The 19,243-nt window shown below is 61.4% G+C and carries 16 protein-coding genes and 1 riboswitch; of the genes, 8 read left to right on the forward strand and 8 right to left on the reverse strand.

Translation table 11 applies throughout. The annotated features are described in order from the left end of the window. Positions 1-50: 50 nt before the first annotated feature. The 5 genes from accD to AB5Y86_RS17400 all read left to right on the forward strand — a co-directional run bounded on the left by accD (position 51) and on the right by AB5Y86_RS17400 (position 4,389). Entirely contained in the window at positions 51-914 is an 864-nt protein-coding gene (accD, locus tag AB5Y86_RS17380; protein WP_042053089.1) for an acetyl-CoA carboxylase, carboxyltransferase subunit beta, read from the forward strand. 2 nt (positions 915-916) lie between these two features. Continuing rightward, a complete protein-coding gene (gene folC, locus AB5Y86_RS17385) occupies positions 917-2,176 on the forward strand; it encodes a bifunctional tetrahydrofolate synthase/dihydrofolate synthase (RefSeq protein ID WP_368193574.1) in 1,260 nt (419 codons plus the stop codon). Between the two features lie 74 nt (positions 2,177-2,250). After that, complete coding sequence (dedD, locus tag AB5Y86_RS17390; RefSeq protein WP_368193576.1) at positions 2,251-3,045, forward strand: cell division protein DedD; 795 nt, start codon at positions 2,251-2,253, stop codon at positions 3,043-3,045. Between the two features lie 171 nt (positions 3,046-3,216). Further along, a complete protein-coding gene (locus AB5Y86_RS17395; protein ID WP_005333757.1) occupies positions 3,217-3,534 on the forward strand; it encodes a heavy metal-binding domain-containing protein in 318 nt (105 codons plus the stop codon). A 252-nt stretch (positions 3,535-3,786) separates the two neighbouring features. Continuing rightward, positions 3,787-4,389: a hypothetical protein gene (locus AB5Y86_RS17400; RefSeq protein ID WP_368193577.1), complete on the forward strand. Its 603-nt coding sequence runs from the start codon at positions 3,787-3,789 to the stop codon at positions 4,387-4,389. Positions 4,390-4,489: 100 nt separating this feature from the next. On the opposite strand, the gene cysG is transcribed toward AB5Y86_RS17400, so the two are convergent. The 5 genes from cysG to AB5Y86_RS17425 form a co-directional block, all read right to left on the reverse strand. Then, positions 4,490-5,881: a siroheme synthase CysG gene (gene cysG / locus AB5Y86_RS17405; protein WP_368193579.1), complete on the reverse strand. Its 1,392-nt coding sequence runs from the start codon at positions 5,879-5,881 to the stop codon at positions 4,490-4,492. 198 nt (positions 5,882-6,079) lie between these two features. Then, positions 6,080-7,090, reverse strand: coding sequence for a sulfite reductase subunit C (gene asrC, locus AB5Y86_RS17410; RefSeq protein ID WP_040066440.1), 1,011 nt, complete (start codon positions 7,088-7,090; stop codon positions 6,080-6,082). Positions 7,091-7,101: 11 nt separating this feature from the next. Beyond that, positions 7,102-7,941, reverse strand: a complete 840-nt coding sequence (gene asrB / locus AB5Y86_RS17415; protein ID WP_019446166.1) for an anaerobic sulfite reductase subunit AsrB — start codon at positions 7,939-7,941, stop codon at positions 7,102-7,104. 1 nt (position 7,942) lies between these two features. Next, positions 7,943-9,001, reverse strand: coding sequence for an anaerobic sulfite reductase subunit AsrA (gene asrA, locus AB5Y86_RS17420; protein ID WP_043819574.1), 1,059 nt, complete (start codon positions 8,999-9,001; stop codon positions 7,943-7,945). Positions 9,002-9,201: 200 nt separating this feature from the next. Further along, positions 9,202-10,044: a patatin family protein gene (locus AB5Y86_RS17425; RefSeq protein WP_005333746.1), complete on the reverse strand. Its 843-nt coding sequence runs from the start codon at positions 10,042-10,044 to the stop codon at positions 9,202-9,204. A 265-nt stretch (positions 10,045-10,309) separates the two neighbouring features. Between AB5Y86_RS17425 and AB5Y86_RS17430 the strand changes: the two genes are divergently transcribed. Beyond that, a complete protein-coding gene (locus AB5Y86_RS17430; RefSeq protein WP_368193581.1) occupies positions 10,310-11,326 on the forward strand; it encodes a S66 peptidase family protein in 1,017 nt (338 codons plus the stop codon). 64 nt (positions 11,327-11,390) lie between these two features. Here AB5Y86_RS17430 and AB5Y86_RS17435 read toward each other — a convergent pair whose 3' ends face one another. Next, positions 11,391-13,646: an LTA synthase family protein gene (locus AB5Y86_RS17435; RefSeq protein WP_368193583.1), complete on the reverse strand. Its 2,256-nt coding sequence runs from the start codon at positions 13,644-13,646 to the stop codon at positions 11,391-11,393. Positions 13,647-13,901: 255 nt separating this feature from the next. Between AB5Y86_RS17435 and AB5Y86_RS17440 the strand changes: the two genes are divergently transcribed. Beyond that, complete coding sequence (locus AB5Y86_RS17440) at positions 13,902-14,987, forward strand: hypothetical protein (RefSeq protein ID WP_368193585.1); 1,086 nt, start codon at positions 13,902-13,904, stop codon at positions 14,985-14,987. Positions 14,988-15,069: 82 nt separating this feature from the next. On the opposite strand, the gene lysC is transcribed toward AB5Y86_RS17440, so the two are convergent. Then, positions 15,070-16,422: a lysine-sensitive aspartokinase 3 gene (gene lysC, locus AB5Y86_RS17445; RefSeq protein ID WP_368193586.1), complete on the reverse strand. Its 1,353-nt coding sequence runs from the start codon at positions 16,420-16,422 to the stop codon at positions 15,070-15,072. Between the two features lie 90 nt (positions 16,423-16,512). Then, a riboswitch (Lysine riboswitch) is annotated at positions 16,513-16,736 on the reverse strand. Between the two features lie 107 nt (positions 16,737-16,843). Then, a complete protein-coding gene (argA, locus tag AB5Y86_RS17450; protein WP_005345063.1) occupies positions 16,844-18,172 on the reverse strand; it encodes an amino-acid N-acetyltransferase in 1,329 nt (442 codons plus the stop codon). A 268-nt stretch (positions 18,173-18,440) separates the two neighbouring features. Between argA and msrA the strand changes: the two genes are divergently transcribed. Further along, positions 18,441-19,073 (forward strand): peptide-methionine (S)-S-oxide reductase MsrA, encoded by a 633-nt coding sequence (msrA, locus tag AB5Y86_RS17455; RefSeq protein WP_019446160.1) that lies wholly within the window; start codon positions 18,441-18,443, stop codon positions 19,071-19,073. The last annotated feature ends 170 nt before the right edge of the window (positions 19,074-19,243 follow it).

Below are 19,243 nucleotides of genomic sequence, written 5' to 3' on the forward strand. Positions count from 1 at the left end.
CAATCTAGGCTCGATGCGTTTTGTCAGGCACAAAAGCATTAAGGAATTCCATGAGCTGGCTTGAGAAGATTCTTCCCAAGAGCAAGATCACTGCGCCCCGTCGTCACAACATTCCGGAAGGGGTGTGGACCAAGTGCAGTGCTTGTGAACAGGTGCTCTACCGGGCAGAGTTGGAGCGCAACCTCGAAGTGTGCCCCAAGTGTGATCATCATATGCGTATCAGCGCCCGCGCCCGTCTCGAGAGCTTCCTCGATGAGCAGGGTCGTACCGAGATCGGTGCCGAGCTGGAGCCGCAGGATGTACTGAAATTCAAGGATTCCAAGCGCTATAAGGATCGTTTGTCTGCTGCTCAGAAAGAGACGGCGGAGAAAGATGCGCTGGTGGTGATGAAAGGGACCCTCAAAGGGGTACCGGTTGTCGCCTGTTCGTTCGAATTCTCCTTCATGGGTGGCTCCATGGCCTCCGTGGTCGGTGCCCGATTTGTGCGCGCCGTTGAGGAGTGCATCAAGGAAGGCCGTGGCCTGGTTTGCTTCTCCGCCTCTGGTGGTGCTCGCATGCAGGAAGCGCTGTTCTCCCTGATGCAGATGGCCAAGACCAGTGCTGCTCTGGATCGTCTGTCCAAGGCGGGCCTGCCCTATATCTCCGTGCTGACCGACCCCACCATGGGTGGCGTCTCTGCCAGTCTGGCGATGCTGGGTGACATCAACGTGGGCGAGCCCAAGGCGCTGATCGGCTTTGCCGGCCCACGCGTTATCGAGCAGACCGTGCGCGAGAAACTGCCGGAAGGCTTCCAGCGCTCCGAGTTCCTGCTGGAAAAGGGTGCCATCGATATCATCATCGATCGCCGCGAAATGCGTAACCGTCTGGCCAGCCTGCTCGCCAAAATGCTGAATACTCACGTCATCGAAGAGTGAAGATGAGTTCAAACATGCAACAATCCCAAAGCCGGTCGCTTGTCGACTGGCTTTCTTATTTGGAGCAGATCCATCCGGTCAATATTGACATGGGGCTGGATCGGGTCGGTGCCGTTGCCCGGCGCATGGGTCTCACCCAGCTGCCGTTCAAGGTGATCACGGTGGCGGGTACCAACGGCAAGGGCTCCAGCTGTGCCATGGCGGCCAGCATTCTGATGGCCGCAGGCTACAAGGTCGGTGTCTACTCCTCACCCCATCTGCTGCGCTTTACCGAGCGGGTGCGGGTCAACGGGCAAGAGCTGCCCGACAGCGATCACTGCGCCGCCTTTGCCGAGGTGGAAGCTGCTCGCGGCGAGATTGCCCTTACCTTCTTCGAGTTCGCCACCCTGGCCGGCTTGTGGCTCTTCTGCCGCGCCGCCCCCGATGTGCTGCTGCTGGAAGTGGGGCTGGGTGGTCGGCTCGACGCCACCAACGTGGTGGAGTCCGATGTCGCCATGATCACCTCCATTGCCCTCGATCACTGCGACTGGCTGGGTGATACCCGCGAAGCAGTGGCGGTGGAGAAGGCGGGGGTCTATCGCGCTGGTAAGCCCGCCATCAGCGGTGAGCCTAATCCGCCCGCGACTATTGCCAGCGAAGCCCAACGTCTTGGCGCTAACCTGCGTCAGGTCGGTATCGATTTTCGTGGCGATGAGCACGAGAGCGGTTGGGATTATCATGGCCTCAACCAGTGGCGGGATCTGCCAAAACCGGCGTTGCCACTGATGAACGCGGTGACCGTGCTGGCGGCGCTGGAATCCCTTGGCTTGCCGCTGCCGGAGTCCGCCATTCATGACGGGCTTGCCAATGCCCGGCTGGCTGGCCGGATGCAGCAGTTGCAAAGTGCGCCGCTGGTGATCGTCGATGTAGCCCACAACCCCCATTCGGCGGCCTATCTGGCCGCGCAATTGCGCAAGATGCCCTGCTCGGGTGTACGCCGCGCCGTGGTCGGCATGCTCAAAGACAAGGACATGGCGGGCTCCCTTACCGAACTCGATGGCTTGATTGGCGAGTGGTATCTGGCCAGCCTCACCGGCCCGCGCGCCGCCACCTCTGCGCAACTGGCTGCGGCGTTGGGAGAGGGCAAGGGGCCTGCCAGGGAGTTTGATGATGTCAGCGCCGCTTATCAGGCAGCGTTGGCCGCATCGAGTCCGGACGATATGGTCATTGTGTTTGGTTCGTTTTACACTGTCGCCGACATTCTGGCGGGTGTCGCCGTCTAGGCCACACCCCGGCTCCCCAGCCCTTTGGCGGGGAGCCAAATCGCATATTGAGTTACGTAAAGGTAGGATTCAACTTGGCCTCGAAGTTTCAAAACCGTCTGGTGGGCACCGTCATCCTGGTGGCCCTGGTTGTTATTTTCCTGCCGGACTTGCTGGATGGTCACAAGCTGGCACAAAAGGAGGAGGCCTTTGCCAAGATCCCGCTGCGCCCCGAGCTGGAGCCTGCCAAGCCTGCGCTGCAGGTCTCGGCGGCCAGCAGCCTGCCAGCCGATCATCTGGCCAGCCAGCAACAGGCCTCTGCGGCCCAGCAGTGGCAAGTGGAAGAGGTGGCTGACCCCATGACCCTCGCCGGTCAGGGCAACGGTGCGCAGCCGGCGACAACCCCTGCCGCACCGGCACCGGTTCAGCCGCAACAGAATGCCCAACCCAAGCCACAGCCCAAGCCGGATGTGGTGGCCAAAAAGCCGGTCGAACCGCCCAAGCCAGCACCCAAGCCGACGCCAGCCAAACCGGTTGAAGTGGCCAAGGCGCCCGCACCGGCCAAGCCGCAGGCGGGTCAGATCAAGTCCCTCGACGATCTGATTGAAAGCAAGATGACCCAGCCGACCGCACCTGCTGCGGCACCGGCACAGGGTAGCTGGATCCTTCAGCTTGGCGCCTTCAAGAACGTCGACAGCGTCAACGCGCTGGTGAGCAAGCTGCGGGCGGCGGGCTACTCTGCCCACACCTCGCCGCGCACACCGGTGCAGGGTCAGCTCAACCGGGTCTTTATCGGACCGGATGTCTCCAAGGCCAAACTGCAGGGGATGCAGGGGCGGATCTCCCAGATGACCGGCCTCAGTGGCTCAGTGGTCTCTTACAATCCGTGACGGCTTGCCGTTGGCAATGGCCCTCTGAAACAAACACCGCGCCCCGTGCGCGGTGTTTTTTTATCTGGCCGTCGTGATTTTTAAGGACGGCGTCGTACAGGTCACCCCCCGGTTGGGATTTTCGGGCAGTTGGGGTAGTCTGAGCCCTTCTGCTACTCACAGGAGTTCAAGATGATCCTCTCGACGACCCCCACGCTGGAAGGCAAAACCATTCGTGAATACCGCGGCATAGTGGTAGGCGAAGCCATTCTCGGCGCCAACATTTTCAAGGATCTCTTTGCCGGGATCCGCGACATCATCGGCGGCCGCTCTGGCGCCTATGAAAAAGAGCTGGCCCGTGCCCGCGAGATCGCCTTCGATGAGCTGAAAGAGCGTGCCGCTGCCCTTGGCGCCAATGCGGTGGTCGGCATCGATATCGACTACGAAGTGGTGGGGCAAAATGGCAGCATGCTGATGGTCAGCATCAGTGGCACCGCCGTGGTGGTCTGATCGGGCACCCGCTTCTGCATGGGCAATGAGCCGATAACCGGGTTATCGGCTTTTTTATTGCCTGTCTGATACGTGGTGGCTGGCAGGGTTATCACTTAAATTATTGATTTTAAATATTTATATTTATTAATAATTCCACGGACCGGTTTTATTTTTTTTCACTGGGTGGCCCGAGAGGGTCAAGCTAGAGTGCCGCCATCAGGAACGACACCGCTCACGGACGATGTTCTCTTCTCTTGAAGGCGTATCACTATGAATCAAAAACCTGCTCTGCTGACCCTTGTCATGTTGGCCATGACCGCCCATGCCGGCAGTGCCCTCGCGGCGCGGCCCAATTTCAGCGCCACTTGTCCCACCGACATCCGGGTCAAGTCACAAGGGGGCAACGTCTTTATCAATGGCAAGAAGGCGACCCTGAAAACACTGGCGCCCGCCGCCTATTCGGCCACAAACGGCAAGGTAGTCATCGGGATCACCTTCGACCTGCCCGCGAGCGAACCCACCCTGGATTACGTCATCAAGCATGATCGCCGGGCCCACGGCTTTTGCACCGTGCACGCCTGGTCGGCGGGCAAGGCCGCCGCACTGCCGATGGCCAAGGGGGACTCGCCCTATCAGGGCAAGTGGATCGCCAAAAACCGCGAGACCGGCGCCACGGTGGCCAATATTCAGGTGGATGGCAAGGAGCAGGTGTGGGTCAACGGAGTCAAGGTGAAGGCGAAACGGGCCGATGGCGCGCTGCAGTTTCGTCAGGGCACCATCCTCTACACCTTGCAAGGGGATCCGCGTATTCGCGATGAGAGCGACTGGAATGACAGCGATGTTCAGAATACCGGCCCCATCCGGCTCGAGTAACAGACGTGCCGTGCCACGGCTTGGTCATTGATGCAAAAAGCAGAGAGCGGCATGGCCGCTCTCTGCTTTGTTGTCTCTATTGGTTGATAGCCGTGCGGGGTTAGATGCCGTGGATGGCGTTGGCTTCCCCATACCAGTCCAGCTTGTCGGCCAGAGTGACCACCGAGCCGATGATGATGAGGCTCGGGCTCTTCACCTGACGGGCCAGTTCGGCCAACTGCTGCAGCTCGCCGCGCACCACCCGCTGACTGAGCTGGGTGCCTTGTTCCACCAGCGCCACCGGGGTGTGACCGGGCATGCCGTGGGTTTGCAGCGCATCCTGAATGCGGGCGGCGTGGGCCAGCCCCATGTAGAAGACCAGGGTCTGGCGTGGGGCCGCCAGCGCCGGCCACTCCTGGGCGATATTGCCCTCCTTGTCATGCCCGGTGATGAACTGCACCCGTTGGGCGTGATCGCGGTGGGTGAGGGGAATGCCGCTGTAGGCAGCGCAGCCTGAGGCTGCCGTAATGCCCGGTACCACCGAGAAGGGGATGCCCGCCTCGGCCAGGGTTTCCAGCTCCTCGCCACCCCGGCCAAAGATAAAGGGATCGCCCCCCTTGAGCCGCACCACCTGTTTGCCGAGGCTGGCCTGCTCCAGCAACAGTTGGTTGATCGCCTGCTGGGACACACAGTGGCGGCCCGCCTCCTTGCCAACAAAGATCCGCTCGGCATCCCGGCGAACAAGCGCCAATACCTCCTGCGAGACCAGTCGGTCATAGACCACCACATCCGCCTGCTGCAACTGCCGTAGACCGCTTAGGGTAAGCAGTCCCGCATCGCCGGGGCCGGCGCCGACCAGAGTCACGCACCCCTTGCTCTGTGGTTGCTCATCGAGCAGCTCGGCGACGCTCTGCTCGGCAGCTTGCTGCTGGCCGCGGGCCAGTTGGCGGGCGAGGCGATCGTGGCTAAAGAGTCGCTCCCAGAAGCGGCGGCGGGCCAGCTTGTCCGGAATGAGTTTGACCCGCTCGCGCAGCTTGCCCGCCAGCGCCGCGAGCTGGCCGAGGTGTTGCGGCAGCATGGCTTCGAGTTTTTCCCGCAGCTGGCGGCTCAGTACCGGTGCCGCGCCTGCGCTGGAGATGGCCACCATCAGCGGCGAGCGGTCAATGATGGCGGGCATGATGGCGCTGCAGTGGGCCGGGGAGTCCACCACATTGCAGAAGATCTGGCGCAGGTTCGCCTCATGAAAGACCTGCTGGTTGACCTCTTGCTGGTTGGTGGCGGCGATCACCAGCCACTTGCCATCGAGCAGCTCTGGGTGAAAGTCGGCGGCGCAGACGGTCAGCAGTCCCTGCTCGGCCCAGCTCATCAGCTGGGGTTCCAGATGCGGGGCATTGATGGTGATCTTCGCCTTGGCATCGAGCAGCAGGCGCGCCTTGCGCACCGCCACCTCACCGCCGCCGACGATCAGGACCGGCTTGTTTTGCAGCTGACAGAAGAGAGGGAGAAAGTCCATAACAGGCTCCGGATGCTGGCCCGCTCGCAATGCCGCGCCGGGCGAGATAGCAGGGCGCGCCGTGACGCACCCCGGATGGTTGGGGGAAAGATCCCCCGACGGGAATAAAAAAAGGGGAAGGGTGATCTACGCCCGGGCCAACGACAGATCCCCACCGGTGTCGGCCACTTGATCACGCTTCCCCAAACGAGGTTTTTCCTATTGCACCGCTTTGACGTGCATGTTGGCGACGTACTGATCTTCGGCCCAGAAGATGCGGTCAGCGACCATGGCTTCCGGGTTGAGGGTGACGCCGCGCAGCACCCGCTCCTTGAACTTGTGATAACCGGCCCGGTCGATAAGGTGACCCATGTGCAGGTAGATGGGTTTGCCATCCAGCATCTCGGCCTCGAACTCGAACAGGTTCTTGATCACCGCATGCAGCACCTCTTCGGTCACCCAGTTGAGGAACAGCTTGCCGGTACGAGGGGTCTTCTTGCTGGTGCGTCCCCCCAGCTTGACCATGTAGAGCTGCTTGGGATCCCGTTGCCAGGCCAGGGTCGGGCAGGCCAGCACGCACTCGCCACAGCCGATGCACTTGCTCTCCTCCTTGACCGCCTTGCCATGCTTGATGGCGAGGCAATCCACTGCGTGGTGGCTGCATGCCTTGACACAGGCGCCGCAGCCGATGCAGCGCTCGGCATTGAAGTGGATTTTGGCGATGCCGAGGATGCCGAAGTCGGCCATGTTGGCCTTGGCGCAGTCGTTGGGACAGCCGGCGATCACCATCTTGAGGTGATATGGGTTGGGGTAGAGGTGTTTCTCCATCCGCTGGGCCAGCCCGGTGCAGTCGATATTGCCCTTCTGGCAGATGGTGTTGCCCTGACAAGCGACGATATTGCGCCCGCCGATGGTCTGGTAACCGGCTGTGGTGTCCTCTACCTCGATGCCGCAGGTCTCCACCTCGATCTCCTTGATAAAGGGTTCGAGGGCGGCGTTGACCTTGTCCATGTCCTGATACTTGATGCCGGGCATCGCCAGCTTCTGGCGGGTGGTGAGGTGGATCAGGCCGTTGCCATACTGTTCGGCGATCTGCTGGGCCACCGCCAGCAGGTGGGCGGGCATGATCCCGCCGGGAATGCGTACGCTGATCATCGCTTCGCCGCGCACCTTGGAGAGGCGGTATTCGTTCTTGGCGCGGGCCTTGATGATGTCGATATCGAGACTCATGGTGTTCTCCCTCAGTCGATCAGATGCTGGGCCTGGTCAAAACGAAAGACCGGTCCATCCACGCAGATATAGGTGTCGCCCATCCGGCAGTGGCCACACTTGCCTACGGCACAGGCCATGCGGCGTTCGTAGTCGACCCAGATGCGATCCTTGGGGATGCCCCGTTCGAGGAAGGCGAGCACCACGAAGCGGATCATGATGGGGGGGCCGACCACGATCACCTGGATATCCTCCTTGTCAGCGAGATCCAGCTGGTCGATATAGTCGGTGACCCGGCCGATGCGAAACTGCTCGCTCTCCTTGCCCTCGTCCAGGGTGACGATAAGGTTCTGCTGCTCGGCCCAGAGCGGCATCTCGTGGCGATAGAGCACCGCCTGCTCGTTCTTGAAGCCGAGGATCATGTCGAGGGATTTCACCTCTTCCGGATGTTTGCTGAAGCGGCGCAGCAGCCCCTTGACCGGCGCTACGCCGGTGCCGCCCGCCACCACGATGAGGTGCTGGTTGCGATAGGTCTCCAGCGGATAGCCGTTGCCGTGGACACCGCGCATCCACACCTTGTCGCCCACATCGAGGGCAAACAGCGCATCGGTCACCTTGCCGACCTTGCGGATCAACAGATCCACATAGCCATCGCCATAGTCGGAGACCGAGATGGGCGCCTCGCCAACGGTGGGCAGGGAGATCTCCACAAACTGGCCGTAGTGGACATCAAAGTCGCGGGAGACCCGAAAGTTCCACTCAAGCTCGGTGTGACGCTCGATGGCCAGAATGGTGTAGGCCTTGGGCAGCAGGCGGTTTTCGACTGCTTCCTGCTGTTGTTCTGCTGTTGCGGTTTGCTGGCACTGGCACATATCAGTTCGCCCCCTGCGCGTTGTCGGCTGCGATGGTCTGTTCGACCACATCGGTCATCTTGTTGATGATGTTGCTAAAGGAGATGTAGTGAGGGCAGCGATCGTCGCAGCGGCCACAGCCGACGCACATGTGCTCCTCTCCCTGACGGGCCTTGTAGTCGTTGACCTTGTGCAGGGCGCGATAACGCAGGCGCTCGCCATGCTTGGCGCGAAAACCGTGGCCACCGGCCATGTCGCTGAAGCCATCCACCATACAGCTGGCCCACTGGCGACGGCGCTCACCCTGCTTGGGGTTCTCGGCATAAGTGAGGTCGTGCACGCTGTAGCAGCTGCAGGTCGGGCAGGAGGTGGTACAGCGGCCGCAGCCGATGCAGCGGCTGTCGTACTCGGCCCAGACCGGATGGGCGGTGAGGATCTGGCGGATCCGCTGGGGGTCGTCACAGACGCTGTCCGGGGTGCGTACCTTGACCGGGTTGCTCTGGACAAATTCCGGGGTGAAGTCGTCGGATTCACCCAGCTCGGCAAAGTAACCGAGCAGCTCGGGATCCTTCACCTCGATACGGGCACCCTCATCGCTCAGACGAATGGCGGCGGCGTAGTCCTGGGTCTCGTTGCTGCCCATGGAGACGCAGAAGCAGTTCTCGAAGCTCTCGCGGCACTCCAGCAGTACCAGCTTGAGCTTGCTGCGCAGCCGGGCGTAGTAGACGTCGCTGTTCTGGCCATTTTTCAGGTAGACCTGATCCAGCCTGCGCAGGGCGTGGATATCGCAGCTGCGCAAGAACAGCAGGGTGGGTTTGGCCTCCACCTTTGATTCACGCAGCTCCAGATTGTCGAAGTGGAACAGGGTCTGGGTGATGGGGAGCACCACCTCTTTCGGGGAGAAGTGGGACTTCTCCTGCCACACCAGATCGGCCGGATGGCGGATGCTGTGGTAGGTGACGTTGTCGGTGTCGGAGAAGCGGCCGCCCCGATATTCGGCCGCGGGCGCCATGATCCGGTAATCGGGCAGCAGCCGCTCGAACAGCTGCGCCAGCGCGGGATGGGTGAGAAGAAACGACATAAATAAACACCTTGTATGAGGGTGGGATGCCCTGGCATAGGGATGAGGAGCGGGCCGGGCAGGGTCTCTGGCACCGGTTCTGGCCGCGCTTGCCTCGCCACGGTCTGTTTTTATGACTCATGTTGCTCAACTGACCCGATTGTTATTGTGTTGGCGGCGCGTGCGTCGCGGCAGGTCGGGTCATGCCTGTAAAACCCTTATCAATTGAGCAGGGCGGCCTGATAGCCTGCGCACTTGCCCATCACGTATCCCATCTCCAGCTTGTTTATATCGCGGGTGAAACGGGAAACGGGGAAGTAGTCGGCCGGGGCGATCACCTCGATCTGGCAGTCCTCCGGCGGATTGGCGATAAAATCGAGCGCCTCGTTGTAGCTGCGATCCCGCTGCTCCAGCGCCTGTGCCAGCGCGGGGCGGGTCTTGAGCAGGGTTCGGATCATCCAGGGGAAGGGCATCGGCTTGAGCCGATAGCCAAGGGGCTCGGAGAGGATCACCGTCAGGTGACGGGCACCGCGGCGGTAGGCCTCGATCACCGGGATGGAGTCGGCCACCCCGCCATCTGTCATCGGTACCCCGTGCACCTCCGGGTATTCGTGGGAGGCGAGGGGAATGGCGCAGCTGGCGGGCAGCACCTCGTTCATGTTCTCCGGCTTGACCCGGATGTACTCCGCCTTGCCGGTCAGGGTATTGGTCACCACCGCATAGAAGGGGATGCCGGTCTCCCGGTAGGCGTGAATGTCGAGGGGATACTTGCGGCAGCTGGTGTTCCACAGCCAGTGGATATCCACCAAATTGCCTCCTTTGGCAAAACGCAGGGGATCCATAAACTGCTGGCTGCACGCCAGTTTGGTCAGGATCTCGTGGCTGCGGCCATGCTGGCTGGCGAGATAAGCCAGCAAGTTGGTGGCCCCCGCCGAGACGCCGATGGCGAAGTCAAAGGGGCGATAGTCATGCTCGATAAACGCATCCAGTACGCCGCTGGCAAATATGCCGCGCATGGCGCCGCCTTCTACAACCAATGCGCTGGGGGATGCGTTTTTGTTCATGACAGGCACCTCATTGATAAGTCAGAGAGAAAAAGTGGGAAAGAGAACGTCCGGGCTGTCAGGCCGACCGTTCTGACAACCAACCGGGGTTGGCCATCGCAATGAGGTCATTCTAGGAAGGGGATGGTGTTTAGAATATCTGTTAATAATGAATTAAGTGTTTTGTATTTCTAAACGACCGTAATAAACCCGTTGTGATCAAAGGGGTTGTGTAGGAGTCTCAACGACTCGGTGATGGTTGGATATTGGCAAGGATGAGTGTGTCATGACGTTATTGGTTCCCCCGCTGCTCCAACGTGGCGATACCATCGCTTTTTTCTCCCCCTCCAGCGCGGCGACCGCCTGGGCACCCAACCGTTTTGCCCGCGCAAAAGCCTTTCTTGAGGGGCAGGGCTTTAGGCTCAAGGCGGGCAGCCTCACCGGCCAGCAGGATCACTGGCGATCCGGCTCCATCGCCGCGCGGGCCGAGGAGCTCAATGCCCTTATTCGCGACCCCGAAGTGCGCTGCATCATGTCGGTGATTGGCGGCAGTAACTCCAACTCCCTGCTGCCCTACCTCGATTTTGAGGCGCTCAAGCGCGATCCCAAGATCATCGTTGGCTACTCCGATGTGACGGCGTTGCTGCTCGGCATCCATGCCCAAACTGGCCTGGTTACCTTTTATGGCCCGGCGCTGGTGGCCTCCTTTGGCGAGTTGCCGCCGCTGGTGGATGAGACGCTGGCCAGTTTTTTACAGATTGCGTTGGCCGATGAAGCTGGCGTTCCCTGCACGCTGCCCACCCCGGTGCAATGGAGCGATGAACGGCTGGACTGGGAGAACCAGGCCCGGGCCAAGCAGTGCCAGCCCAATCGGCTGATCTCGGTGGGTTCTGGCCGGGTAGTGGGGCGACTGATCGGCGGCAACCTCAACACCATGGCGGGGATCTGGGGATCCCCCTATATGCCGCCCATCGAGCGCGGTGACATTTTGCTGCTGGAGGACAGCCTGAAATCTGCCGAGACGGTGGAGCGATCTTTTGCCCATCTCAAGCTGTGCGGGGTGTTTGAGCGGATCGGCGCGCTTATCCTCGGCAAGCACGAGCAGTTCAACGATCAGGGTAGCGGCAAGCGCCCACTCGATATCCTGCTGGAGGTGTTGGGGGAGCCGAACTTCCCCATTCTGGCGGAGTTTGACTGCGCCCATACCCACCCCATGCTGACGCTGCCGCTGGGTATCGAGGTGGCGCTCGATCTCGACCGCCAGCAGCTCACGCTACTTGAGCCCTGGTGGCGAGCAGAATGAGTGCTAAATGAATGTCCAACAACAAGGCCGCGGATGCGGCCTTGTCTGTTTTTGTGGGGAGGGATCAGGGCAGGGCATCGGGCCGGAAGCTGGCGCGGATCTGCGGCACCAGGCTTGATGGGTCGAACCCTTTCTCCTCCCCCAGCACCGGATGGAGCAGGGGTTTCTCTTCGATGGGGGTGATATCCCCCGCCAGCAGCTGGCGGGTGGCCTGACCCATCTGGTAGAGCTGGCGCACCGGCGCAAACTGGGTCGCCAGATTGAGGGGGTCATCGGCGCGGGTGAAGGCCATCATGGGGATCTGGTAGGTGGCATCGCGCGCCGGCTTGTCACCGTGAATCCCCTTGCCGGCGGACATCAAAAACGGCTGGTGATCGCCAAAGGCCACCACCAGATAGCGCTTGTCCGACTGGTCGAGGGTCTTGAGCAGCCGCTCCAGCGAGGCCATGGCATCCACCACCCCGGTGTAGTAGGTGTTGAGCAGCTGGGTGTCGCTCTCGCTCTGTTTCGGACAGGCGCCGCTGCGCTCCTGCCCCTGATAACGGGGGCCATCGAAGGGGCCGTGCCCCTGCATGGTGACTGCATAGGCAAACAGCGGTTTGTCATCCTGTTCGCTGCGCTTGAGCAGGTGGTCGATGAGCGCATCATCGGAGATATAGGGCCCCTTGTGCTCAAGGGTGGTGAAGCGGGTATCGAACCAGCGCTCCTCATAGCCGAGCGCCGGGATCGCCTTGGCGCGGCCCCAGAATTTTTCCACATAGGGGTGGGCGAACAGGGTCTGGTAGCCGCTCTGTCTGGCGCTCTGGGCCAGTCCTGGCACTTGCTCAGAGAGGTAGTAGTAGGGCACCACCCCCTGCTTGAGCAAGCCCACCGGCAGGCCGGTGTTCATCTCGAACTCCGCCAGCACTGTCATGCCGCCGGTGGTGGGGGAGTGGATGGTTTTTTGCCACTGCTGCACGCTGGCGGGCAGGGAGAGGGTGGGAGCCGGTGCGCAGATCCGCCCCTTCCAGTCGAGCCAGAGCGACTCATATTGCAGCACGATCACCAGATCCCAGCGCGGCGTGATGCCCTGGGGCGGATAGCTCAGCTGCGGGGCCAGCTCGTTGATCTGCAAGGGGTAGCGAAACACGCTGCCGCTTTGCAACATCTCGTCCACCAGATTGAACAGATAGAGGCCGGGGCCGGAGCGGATGATGTCCCTGTGGTAGTTGACCGCGCGATCCACGTAGCGAATGTTGGCCCCCAGCAGCTTGTTGCCGGTCTGGGTGGCAAAGACGCACAGGGCAAAGAAGGCGACGGTGGCAGCGGCTGTGCGCAACACCCAGCGTGACAGGGCAAAGCGCCAGCAGAGAAACAGTGCTAGCAACACGGTGAAGATGGGCAGGATGGGGTGCTGGTCGAGCAGGATCCGCAGCAGTGCCAGCAGGTTGCCAAAATCGTCCCCGCCGAGCGGCACGCCGTAGATGGCAATCTTCATAAAGTTGGCGAGCAGACCTATGCCAGAAAGCGCGGTAAAGACCAGCCCCATATAGAGGTTGAAGCCCGCCAGCGCGCAGAGGCTCCAGCCCAGCACCATGCTGCCCCAGGCGAGATAGTAGTGCTCCGGGCGAAAGCCTGACCAGAGCAGAAACTCCCCCAGCTTGAACACCACGAAGCCGTGCAGCAGCACGAAGGTGAGGTTGCCGAGCAGCAGGCTGCCGATGATCCGCCAGCGCAGGCTGCGGCGCAGCTTTGGCAGCACCGTTTTGAGCACGGCGGCGCTCAGGGCCAGCACCAGCGTCAGGCTCACCACCAGATAGGTGAGGTTGAAGCCCTGCTCGGGCAGGGTTTGCAGGATCTGGCTGAAATCGCCGCTATCGGGGCGATCCTTGAGCAGCAGACCGATGCGCAGCTGATAACGGCTGGCCAGTGCATCGTCTGGTGCGCGCAAGGTGCTGTTGAGATCCAGCGAGCAGCGGTTATTGCGGCACACCTGACGCTTATCCACCGCCTGACTGAGCTGGTCAATCCGCTCCCCCTTGTCGTTGAGCAGCTCCACTCGCACCTTGTCCCCCGCTTGCAGCGGCCCTCGCAACTGCCACTGACTGCGTACCACCAGATAGAGGCCGCGGCTGTCGCTTTTATAGAGCAGGGCGTGGCGGGTGAGGGTGGCCAGCGGGTTGTCGGCGGGGCCCAGCACCAGCGGTTGGGCGCGGCCCAGCCAGCTGCCGGGATTGATCAGCGGCAACAACAGGGTCAGCAGCAGCAATCCGCCCAGCAGGGCAAGCAGCAGAGAGGGCAGACTCAGAACACGGGGGCGGCCTGAGGAGGGGCGATTCATATAAGCTCATCCTTTGAGCGAGTGAGGGAGAGAACGTTCATCCGCATAGAGTTTGACCCGATGGTGCGGGCCTTGTTTCAGCTTGTCAATTTAATGACCACTTAATGAATATTTGGTTACAGCTCAACCTTGCAAATTGTGATCCCGATCGAGGGGTTGTTCGGAATATGTGATGAAAGCGTCATCATGGGGTTTTGCCGCTGGCTTGGGAGGGGTCTGCTGTTTAGTCTCTCGATAGCGACTGGAGGTACATGTATGAATCCCAAAGTGATGGCACGTCAGGCCAGATTGCTGCGCATGCTGGAGAGCAAGGAAGAGATCCGGGTCGGACGCGAGCGAGACTGCCCGCTGCCGCTGGCCCAACTGGTCAAGCTGAAGGATAGCCATCCGGCTGTGGTCAAAGTCTATCGCCACGGTCTCACCGCCGAGGTGTTTCACCTCAAGGTGGAGGGGCATCACTGGTGCCTCAAGCGGCGCCGTCAGGATTCGCTGGTGGCCAACCTCGATGGCAAGACTGCCTTTCTGACCGAGCTGGAGCGGCGGCGCGAAATCGAGGCGCTGCGGGAGCTGCATCCTACTGTCCTCTCCCACGTGGTCTGCACCAGCTTTGGCTCGGCGCGCGCCGGGGTGCTGGTCTCCCCCTGGTTGCGGGGTGTGCCGGTCCATCAGCTCAACGAGCGCAATCTGGCCCAGATGCTGGAGGTGCAGGGTGAGCTGGCCCGCTGGGGCTGGTTTGACTGGGACCCGAGCCCGGGCAACCTGCTCGATGACGGCGAGCAGATCTGCGTGTTCGACTTTGGCTATATGTGGACCTTCGATCCCCGCTTTGAATACAACTCCAACGGTCTGGTCGACCCGCAGTTCCATGTACCGGAGCGGTTGGAGACACGCACCCTCTCCGGACTCTGGCTCGATGAGGCCGATCCTCTGCCGCAATTTCGCTACTGGCGCGAGCTTTGCCTGAAATGGGTGAAACGGGAGATCCACCACCTGATCCGCGAAGGGGCCAGCGCGCCCGTGCTGGCCCGCCTGCACGCCCTGCAAGGGGAGTGGAGCGCCGCGCTGGCGAGCGACGAGGCGCTGGTCGCCAACTGGTGGCGGGACATGTATCGCAGCCACCGGCTCGATGTGGCCGATGATCTGAGCGGCCAGAGCTGCGGCCCGCTCACCCTGCGTCGGCTCGACTGGTTGATGCAGGCGGTGACGGATCACTATCCGCTGCTGGTGGACAATCTCTCGCCTCAGGAGACGGAGTTGGGCCAGACCGGGCTGCTGGCCCGCTTGCAGCAGCTGCGCCGGGAAGCCATGGCCTGCCAGTTGCCTGCTACCAGCCTTGCCTGAGCCGATACCTTTGCGGAATACAAATAAACAGGGCGCCTTGCGGGCGCCCTGTTGCATGGTCTGGTTTACCTCGCGGTGAGGGTCAGTCCAGCAGCTCCTGATGGAGGCGGTTGACGATATTGCCCGCCTCGCTCTCCTTGACCAGGAAGCAGAGGTTGTGGGCGCTGGCGCCGTAGCAGATCATCCGGATGTTGTGCTCGCGCAGGGCGTCAAAGACCTGACTGCCCACCCCGTTCACTTCGCTCATCCGGTTGCCGATGAGCGCCACCAGTGCCAGACCGGTTTCCACCTCCACCTTGCAAAGCTGGCCCAGCTCGGCCAGTACCTTGTCGCTCAGGATCGGTTCGCCGTTGCTCTGGCTGCCGGTGTGATCCAGCGTCAGTGACACGCTCACCTCCGACGTGGTGATGAGGTCGACCGAGATGCGGTGACGGGCCAGAATGCCGAACACTTCGGCCAGAAAGCCGTAGGCGTGGAACATGTTGAGGCTGTGCAGGGTCACCAGCACCTGCTGGCGGCGCAGGGCGACGGCGCGAAACAGCGGGCTTGAATCTGTGCTGGCGCGGATCCAGGTACCACCGGCGGCAGGATCCTTGGCGGAGCCGACAAACACCGGAATATTCTGGCGCACCGCCGGTTGCAATGTGGCGGGGTGCAGCACCTTGGCGCCGAAGGTGGCCATCTCGGCCGCTTCGACAAAGCTGATTTCGGGGATCGGGCGGGCGCGGGTGACGAGGCGCGGATCCGTGGTGTAGATGCCGGGCACATCGGTCCAGATCTCGATACTGGCGGCATCGAGCGCTTCGGCCAAGAGGGCTGCGCTGTAGTCAGAGCCGCCGCGCCCCAGCGTGGTGGTGCGGCCATCGCCATCGGCACCGATAAAGCCCTGGGTGATGATAAGGCTGTCGCCAAGCTGCGGGCCCAGCGTCTGCTGGCAGAGGGTACGGGTGGTGGCCAGATCGACGGTGGCCTTGCCAAAGCGGCTGTCGGTGCGTATCAGCTGGCGCACATCCTGCCAGTGGGCCTTGACGCCGCGCTGGCGCAACAGCTCGGTAAAGAGACGGGTAGACATCAGCTCGCCGCAGGCGATGAGGCGGTCGGCCAGCTCCGCATCGGTATGCTGGTGGGCTTGCTGGGCCATGAGGCGAATTTCGTCCAGCTGGCCATGAATGAGGGCGCTCACATCAACGGGGTTGCCGAGATCGGCCAGAATGGCCTGCTGGATCCCGGCCAGTTTGGCCAGCTGCTCGTCGCGGCCCGCTTCGTCCAGCTCACCTTGTGCCAGGGCGACCAGCAGGTTGGTGACACCGGCGCTGGCACTCAGTACCACCACCCGGGTGGCGGGATTGGCCAGCACGATGTCGGCGCAGTGATTCATGGCCGGGAAGTTGGCGACACTGGTTCCGCCAAACTTGGCGACATTGATCGGGCTCATTGCTTACTCCTGTCTTATTTTAAGATTCCGGTTCCATCGGGCAAAAAAGAGAGGAGGAGGCTGAAAATGGCAGGAATGAACGAAGCTATCCCGGCCAGAAGCACTCCACCTGCAGAGCCCATCCCGTACCGCCCCTGACAGGGCGCGGTGTGGGATGATCACTACCGATGACAACCCGGGGGATTCAGCCCCCGCAGCCGACGTTGAGGTTACCAGTCTCCTCACTCGTCTCGGCGCTGCTCCCCCTGACCCAAGTTCACCGGACGCTGGCGTCCTCCCTTGGGCTGCCTGGGCAGCGCTCCTCTTCTGGCTCCACCAGGGTGGTGGAGTGCATTTAGAAATACCCTGCGTTGGATTGCACTGTCAATCGAGTTTGTGAAAAAGTTCAAATTGTCAGCTAACTCAACGCAGGATCAATGACTTAGGCAATGGTCTTTGACAAAACCTTGGAACGGCGCTGCCAGTTGTAGAGACGCTGGCGCGCCACCGGCAGATCTTCCACTTCCAGCGGATCGAAGCCACGCTCCCGGAACCAGTGGATGGAGCGGGTGGTGAGCACGAACAGGCGACGGATCCCGAGCCGTTTGGCCCGCTCGGCCACCTTGGCCACCAGCTGATCCCCCCGGTTGGAGTTGCGATAGTCGGGGTGGATGGCGACGCAGGCCATCTCCGCCATCGCCTCTTCCATAAAGCAGTAGAGGGCCGCGCAGCCGATGATGAGGCCATCGCGCTCGATGATGGTGAACTTGTCGATCTCCATCTCCAGCTGCTCGCGGGAGCGGCGCACAAGAATGCCTTCCTCCTCCAGCGGGCGAATAAGGTCCAGAATGCCGCCGATATCCTCGATGGTGGCGGCGCGGGCCTGCTCGGCGCTTTCCCGCACGATCTGGGTGCCGAGGCCGTCGCGGCTGAACAGCTCCTGCAACATGGCGCCATCATCCTGATAGCTCACCAGATGGGAGCGGGGCACGCCGCCGCGGCAGGAGGCAATGGCTGCGCGCAAGTAGCGGGCGGTGCCGGACATCTCTTCGCCCGCTTGTTCCAGCTCCACCAGCAGCTCTTCGGCCTGCTCGGGGAAGAGCTCGGAGATGGCTTCGCCGCGCCTGTCCATCACCCCCTGGGTGCTGCTAAAGCAGATAAGCTTGTCCGCCTTGAGGTCGACCGCCACCCGGCGGGCCACCTCTTCTGAGCTCAGGTTAAAGCTCTCGCCGGTGACCGAGCAGCCGATGGGGGAGATAAGCACCAGACTCTTCTGATCGAGCTGGCGGGTGATCCCCTCCACGTCGATGCGGCGCACCCGGCCGCTATGGCAAAAGTCGATGCCATCATCCACCCCGAGCGGCTGGGCAGTGACGAAGTTACCGCTCACCACGCTGATCCTCGCTCCCTGCATGGGGGTGTTGGCGAGTCCCATGGAGAGCTGGGCGGTGATGTCGTATTGCAGGCCGCCACACACCTGTTTGATGATGGTGAAACTCTCGTCATCGGTGACCCGGATCCGCTTGTGATACTGGGCCTCGATACCGGCGCGGGCCAGCGCTTCATCGTTTTGCGGACGTGAACCAAACACCAGCACCAGGCGTATGCCCAGTGTCTGCAGCAGGGCGATATCGCTGACGATATTGGCGAAGTTGGGGTGGCAGATGGCTTCTCCCCCCATCATCAGCACAAAGGTGGCACCCCGATGCACATTGACATAGGGGGTGGATTGCCGGAAGGCATTGACCAGACTGGGTTCGCGTTCACGCACTTGATATTTCTTCCATAAAAAAACAGCGATTGGCTCAATATATGAAAATTAATTCACAAATCAAGACTAAATATTGATTTTTGCCGTTTCTGGTCTACGAGGGGCGGCTTGACCGTGCGGATCGGGAAAGAGTGACGGACGGTGCAGATAGCCGTTGGAGCGAGCGGGGAGGGGCCCGCCGGTTGATCCGGCGCGATAAACTGCTATCTTCGATGCTCCTTTTCGTCAGCTGTGTGATTTCACAGGGTTTTATACAAGGACAGAATTCATGGAACAGATTATTTCACCGGCAGATGCCCTGCCGGGACGACGCGAAGCGATGGTGATTGGTCAGCAGCATGCGGTGAATGGCAACCCGACCCAGGGCCCCTGGCCGGAAGGGATGGCGGTGGCCTGGTTTGGCATGGGTTGCTTCTGGGGTGTGGAGCGCCTGTTCTGGCAGCAACCTGGCGTCTACTCCACCGCGGCCGGTTATCAGGGCGGCGTCACCCAGAATCCCACCTACAAAGAGGTGTGCAGCGGGCTGACCGGCCATGCCGAGACGGTGCAGGTGGTGTTTGATCCGGCGGTGATCAGCTACGGCGATCTGCTCAGACTGTTCTGGGAACAGCACGATCCGGCGCAGGGGATGCGTCAGGGCGGGGACATTGGCACCCAGTATCGCTCGGTGATCTTCTATGGTGACGAGAGCCAGCAGATCATTGCCCAGCAGAGCATGGCGGCCTATCAGCAGGCGATGGCGGCAAGCGGCGACAGTCGTGCCATCACCACCCGCATTCTGCCGCTGGCGCCCTTCTACTATGCCGAAGATTACCATCAGCAATATCTGGAGAAAAATCCGGATGGCTACTGCGGATTGGGTGGCATTGGAGTCTGTTTGCCGCCCAGCCTGAACCGCTGAACAGGTTTGTAGTCGATTTCTTAATAAAAGTGAAAATAAATGGTCGGAGGAGGGAACTTATTGCGACCAGTCGGGACTAACTAGGTAGCGTCCAGGGATCGGATGCAAAGTCCAGACACATTTCTTGCCTTGATAACCGCCTGATGAATGAACGCACTGGCGGGTTGAAA

The organism is Aeromonas sp. s8 (assembly GCF_040907785.1).
Lineage (GTDB): Bacteria > Pseudomonadota > Gammaproteobacteria > Enterobacterales > Aeromonadaceae > Aeromonas > Aeromonas veronii.